We start from the raw sequence: 6,000 nt of genomic DNA on the forward strand, positions 1-6,000 counted from the left end.
GTTTTTACTATATAGCAACATAAAAAATTCCGTTTGCAAATGTAATCATTTCCAAGCTATCACAAAAAATATCACGCATCCTCATTTCTTGCTGCAAAAATAGCTGTTTGCCGCGCAACTCCCGCAAGGCGGCCCTGCCGGGCTGGTTGTCTGGAAAAAAATCATCCTCGCTTCGCTCCGGTATTTTTTTCCGCCAAGCCTTGCAGGGATGCGGACAAACAGACAACAGGGACAACAAGAAATAAGAATGCCTGTACCTTACAGGCAGACAATGTATAACAATAAATATCAGAAGTCATGATTACAGACCAGAAGACACAGAACAGGCTTCACGCGGATACCGGAACGGAACTGTTCTCCATCAGACAAAGGAAGGAAGCCGTCACAAGGATGCTGGACATTCTGAAAGAGACTCCGGAATACCTGCAGGTTATGAACCATATACCGGCTTATGCCATGAATGACGATACGTCAGAATGGTGGAATTCCGAAGAATCGGAAAATTTCATGAACTCACTCCTGGAAGTGATGGAAAGCTATACTCCGGACGGATACAGGTTCGGACCGAAATCCGGCACGACTGACCTTTACGGCTACTGGGAAAGCAAGACCGGACGGACAACCCTCTTCCATCTGCTTTTCAGTCTGGAAAGCGGATATGAATGGGGAAAAGGTCTTTCCCATGAGAAAACGGACGCATTCTACAAGGAAATAAAAGAGAAATTTCATGGAGAGGGATTCGACACGGACAGAACCGGCTGTACATCACAGGCCATGTATCTTGTAAAAGGAAAAACACGCCTGTACGTGCATCCGATGGAAATAAGAGGCTACTGTGAAACACTGCATATTCCACAGATTACAGCCATACTGAAAAAAGGAGGCCGTACATTCCGTCTTGTAAAGGATACGATAGCGGAAGAGGTGTATTCCTTCACCGATGAAGAAGAAATGGAATATTATCGTGCCAGATACGGAACGTGCATCCACCGGAATATACTGGATGCCTTCAGTAACCACCGGGCAGGGAAAGAGGACATACTTTCCATGATGGCATCACGGATAAATGTGGCGACGACATCACATCTTCACGGTATCGGATATGATTCGCCTGCATACAGGTTTGTTCATGAGGCATACGACAGACTGGTAAACAACGGAAAGCTGAAGGAGAATGTCCGGGAAATCGGTTGCTGCAACATCATAATGGCCATTTCAAATACCAACGCAATATGAGACTGAATTACAATGACATGCTGCTTCTGGCAATATGGGAATACAACAGGAGACAGGACGAGGATCTGACGCTGGAACTGTTTCAGGAAACATTCGGACAGGTTCTCGGCGCACATTTCCATGACAAATGGGTGCATTATTACAACAGGAACTTGCTGATGATGGCCGCCTATTTCAGGGGTGAAGAAGAAAACGGCCAGAAATTCTGTGATATGATCACCCGACAGGTTGAACGCTATACACAAAACAGGAGGAGAACAGGATGAATACAAAGATACGATATGACCTTGACAGTCTTGAACTGGCAAACGGTGACTTCGGGTATCCCATTACAGAAAAGGAAGTACGGAAAGTGAACCGTATGCTGGAACTGATGGAGAATGTCCGAAGCAGGCAGATGTGCCCGACAGAAGGAGACTGCGTGGAATTTGTCTCACGTTCTGGTGACTATTTCGGAAAAGCTCATATAGAACGGATAACAGGAAAATATGCGGATATATGCCTGATACCGGAAACGGTATTCTGTTTCGATGACATGGGAAAAGCCGCCTATGATACCACCGGAAGTCCCTGGACGCAGGTCAATATCCGGAACATGAAACCCGCAGGTTCTGAAATCCGCATATTCAGAACATGGGGATTCGGGAAACGCAGCAATACGGGCAGTCTAAGGTTCGATGCTCCGGTCAGGAAATGGGAATACAGAGAACCGAATCCGTTGTATGACGGTTACACCACCCGTAACTGGTCCCGCTATCATATCATGAAACACCGGGACAGGGAAAGGACAGGCGAATACACCTTCCGCAGCGATTCATTCACGCTGTACAGCCGGAGCGAGCTGGACGAGCTGGCCGCAATCCTGAAAGGCAGACTCTACAAGGGAATCCTGCCTGACTCTCTTGTACTTTGGGGGTACCGCATGGATATTAAGGAAATATCACGTGAGCAGTGGAACGGTATGGGACAGCACGGACAAATCCGCATGAAATTCATGGGATACGGTCCCGTCAGAATACACACGGACAATGAAAACCATACCGTAACAGTATACAGAATCAACGACTGTATATAACCAATTATAAAATTAAGGAATATGGCACGATATGAAATCTCCAACGAAGTCAAGCCGCTCGACAGGCTTATCACAGGCTTTGCCTCCTCATGTGGCTATGAAATACAGACCGTATTCAACGACCTGCTGCGTTTCATCATCCACGGCTTCTCTCCGGGAGCACCGCCAATAAGCAACTGGAAATACAAGCGTCAGCAAAATGCCTCGTTCATGGAAATGACAGCCGAATGGACACGTATCATGCAGAAACAAATCGGCAGGTCGGGCTGGTTCGACGCTTTCGGTGAACTCCACATGGCTTACTGCTCAAAACCGGGACAGCAGGCAATCGGACAGTTCTTCACGCCGTCACATATCTGTGAACTCATGGTCATGTGCGCGGCAGGTAAAAAAGAGACCGGACAGAGGATGGGAGATCCCACATGCGGCAGTGGAAGACTCCTGCTGGCATACCATGCGCACAATCCGGGAAACTATCTGGTCGGGGAAGACATCAGCCGGACCTGCTGCATGATGACCGTATGCAACATGCTTGTCCACGGATGTGTCGGGGAAGTAATCTGTCATGATAGTCTCCAGCCGAAGGCATTCACCGACGGATGGAAAGTCAACCAGGCTCTGCCCTTGACGGGAATACCTTCTATAAGACGCATGAAGGAAGAGGAATACAGGAATCCTCTTCCGGAAAATATCGGACGCTTCAAAGAGGCAGTCCGTATCATCAACCTATTGGACAAATAATTACCAACCTTTTAAAAAATATAATTATGGAAGCTTTAGCAACATTGAACAATCAGAGACAGTTTGATTTCCAGAACAACGGAATCGAAGTAATGGACCTTGAAACACTACAGCGTACCTACAAGGAGAACGACATCTACAGCAATCCGGTCAGGGGTATCTACCACTACCAGGTCATCCAGCGCATGACGGACATCTGCCGCCGTCACAACCTGAACTATGAGGTGGAGGAAATCTTCGCCGCCCAGAACAAGAACCGGACACAGCCCGGAGTGGTCATCCTGCCGCAGGTGGAACAGACCTATGGAGAGAAGGCGGTAGAAGCACATGTACTGCGCAGAATATTCACCACCATCCGTATTCTGAACGGAGATACCGACGAACTGACAACCACACTCGTGGTAGCCTACCATCAGGACGGTATCCAGGCGGCAATAGGTCCCTGCGTACGTATCTGCCACAATCAGTGTATCCTTTCACCCGAACGAAGCGTTGCCAACTACGGCAAGGACAAGGTGACTACCGAGGAACTGTTCGGGAAGGTGGATGACTGGATGCGCAATTTTGAACGTGACATGGATGCGGACAGAAGCCAAATCCAAAGGCTCAAGGAAAAGGTGTTGACACCCGGTGAATTGTACATGATCATCGGTATGCTGACGGCTCTGCGTGTATCCCATGACAGTGCAGACAAAAGACTGGCATCACAGGTGGACACCTATCCGCTCAACCAGGGACAGATTTCCGTGTTTACGGAAGAACTGCTCAAACTCTCACTTGAACAGCCACGCATTACAGCGTGGGATGTCTACAATGTAGCGACAGAAATCTATAAACCGGGAAAGACTGATTTTCCTGCCATGATTCCACAAAATGGAGCAATGGCCGATTTCCTGCTTTCGTATAACCAGAATTAGAACCTGAAACCGAATACGACAGGCCCGATTCCGTCACCAGCGGAATCGGGCTTTGTAAATACTATATTGAATGTAAAAAGCTAAAAGTAAATCGATAATTAAAAGAACTTATATCTATGAACTCATAATAGTTTCAGAATTCAATATAAAACAATCTCTTATAATTTTTTATATACTCTATATATTGCCTTCAGCAAAACCCAAAAGTACATCAATTTCATTTACAAAAGTAGAACTTTTAGCTACGCGGCCATTACCTCCTAATTCTTTATATCTTTTATAGATAATATCTTTAGTATCATTTATATCTTTATCGGTTATATCATCTATTTCAAGGTCCATAATGTCCTTATCAGATATTTTTGTTTTCTTTAATTTTTGTACCATAACTCCATATATTAAATAGAAAAGGACATCACTCTTTTCTGCAGTAGTCCAATCTGAAGTTTTACGAATATTATTCTGAATAACTTTACCAATTTTACCAACCTTATAAAACACAGATAAATCTTTTATGTTATTATATAGTTTATTATATGTTTCTTCATCTGCTAATAATGTTGAAGGACGGGCACGTGCAAAATCAGGTTTTCTCAGTAAAATACTTATAAGACATTGAGCTAGAAAAGAAACGCTTATTATATCTGAAACATTTTTCTTTTGATTCTTATAGTAATTCTTTCTTCTATCATAATACAAACCTCTTGATTTGCAATACATTTCTATTTGCAAATGTATAGGATCTGTTACTCTTAAAGAAGACTTTGGTATATTTGTTTGATTATTTGTTGCAAAGATGATATCATCACGCACTTCTTCAGAAGTTGGAACAATAAATCTTACTAATACATTTCTCTTTTCATCTTTCAATCTCTCAATATTCTCTGAAAAATAATTATATATTTCATTAGATGTTTGGAGACCATTAACTATTTCCGGATTATCTACAGATAATTTTTTACTTGTTATTAGTGTGATCTTATCTGATAGAATTGTTATTCCGTTATTAAACCACCAAAAATCCTCTTTATTTTTATTCCTCAGAGTATCTGCAATACATGAGTTAACACTATTATTTCCTTGATAATCTCGAACATTTGATTCAAAAATGCCCTTTCTAAGTTGTTTCGAAGAATCCGTAATAAATTTATAGAATTCAGCAATATTAATTAAAGTAACATATTCATTTGTGTTACCTAATGTTATTGCTTGGTCTGCTAAATCAACCAATATGCTCATATCTGGTTCACTGCTATATAAATTCATGAGCATATCTGAATCTACAAAACTAAGTGAAACCATAGCATTAGGATATAAATTATTTATAACCTGCTTTAACTCTTTACTTTGTTCTTTGACATTAGGATGGACTTCTGTACCTAAAGTGACGTAATAGAACTTAATGTATATCTTTGGTTGCTTAGTTATAAGTTTTGTTATAGTGTCTCTAAACAACATGAACATATCACGTACACCTTCACAATATCTCTTTTCATAATTAGCAATATCTTTTGACATATCCATAAGATTTTGTGATACAGTCTTCCACTTCATTATAGCATCCTCTTTAAATTTGTCTGTCTTTTTGGATTGTATTATAATAAATTCTAAAGATGAGCCTTTTGTACAAGTTAGAGTACCAAGTTGATCTGGTGTAATAATCTCATTATTTAAGAAAAGATAAGCAGCATCGCATCCGCCATCATTTCCTCCTCCGATTATACCATTTTCGATTTCTTCTGAACTTAGTTCATAATCCTTCAATACCTGACAGGCTGAAAAATATTCAAAAAATGTACTCTCATTATTGAATCCATTTGATTCTTTGAATTCCTGATTTATAATTTCATTTAGTAATATCTGATTATTAGTCATAACAAATTAAAATTAAAGATTTAATTAACTGATACAAAAATAAAAAGATTCAAGTTTCGCAAGTTCAACTTGCAGCTTTTAATCTATAAATGTCGCAAATATGTTTCATATCTTCCTCCCTGTTGATGATAGCCTGATAGATATCTTCGTCAGTCA

The 6,000-nt window shown here is 41.5% G+C and carries 6 protein-coding genes; 5 read left to right on the forward strand and 1 reads right to left on the reverse strand.

What is annotated here, in order from left to right; translation table 11 throughout:
• Positions 1–297: 297 nt before the first annotated feature.
• The 5 genes from B5F71_RS05125 to B5F71_RS05145 are packed head-to-tail and all read left to right on the forward strand — an operon-like array spanning position 298 to position 3,969.
• Positions 298–1,236: a hypothetical protein gene (locus B5F71_RS05125; RefSeq protein ID WP_087208210.1), complete on the forward strand. Its 939-nt coding sequence runs from the start codon at positions 298–300 to the stop codon at positions 1,234–1,236.
• A complete protein-coding gene (locus B5F71_RS05130; RefSeq protein WP_087208212.1) occupies positions 1,233–1,502 on the forward strand; it encodes a hypothetical protein in 270 nt (89 codons plus the stop codon). The genes B5F71_RS05125 and B5F71_RS05130 overlap by 4 nt, the downstream gene beginning before the upstream one ends.
• Entirely contained in the window at positions 1,499–2,311 is an 813-nt protein-coding gene (locus tag B5F71_RS05135) for a DUF4121 family protein (RefSeq protein WP_087208214.1), read from the forward strand. Before B5F71_RS05130 ends, B5F71_RS05135 begins: the two co-directional genes overlap by 4 nt.
• A 21-nt stretch (positions 2,312–2,332) precedes the next feature.
• Positions 2,333–3,052, forward strand: a complete 720-nt coding sequence (locus B5F71_RS05140) for an N-6 DNA methylase (RefSeq protein ID WP_087208216.1) — start codon at positions 2,333–2,335, stop codon at positions 3,050–3,052.
• 26 nt (positions 3,053–3,078) lie between these two features.
• Positions 3,079–3,969 (forward strand): DUF932 domain-containing protein, encoded by an 891-nt coding sequence (locus B5F71_RS05145; protein ID WP_087208217.1) that lies wholly within the window; start codon positions 3,079–3,081, stop codon positions 3,967–3,969.
• Positions 3,970–4,146: 177 nt separating this feature from the next.
• Here the strand turns inward: B5F71_RS05145 and B5F71_RS05150 are convergent, their stop codons facing one another.
• On the reverse strand, positions 4,147–5,844 hold the full coding sequence (locus B5F71_RS05150; RefSeq protein ID WP_087208219.1) for an AIPR family protein: 1,698 nt from the start codon (positions 5,842–5,844) through the stop codon (positions 4,147–4,149).
• Between the last annotated feature and the right edge of the window lie 156 nt (positions 5,845–6,000).

The sequence above is a fragment of the Bacteroides sp. An269 genome (assembly GCF_002159755.1).
Taxonomy (GTDB): Bacteria; Bacteroidota; Bacteroidia; order Bacteroidales; family Bacteroidaceae; genus Phocaeicola; species Phocaeicola intestinalis.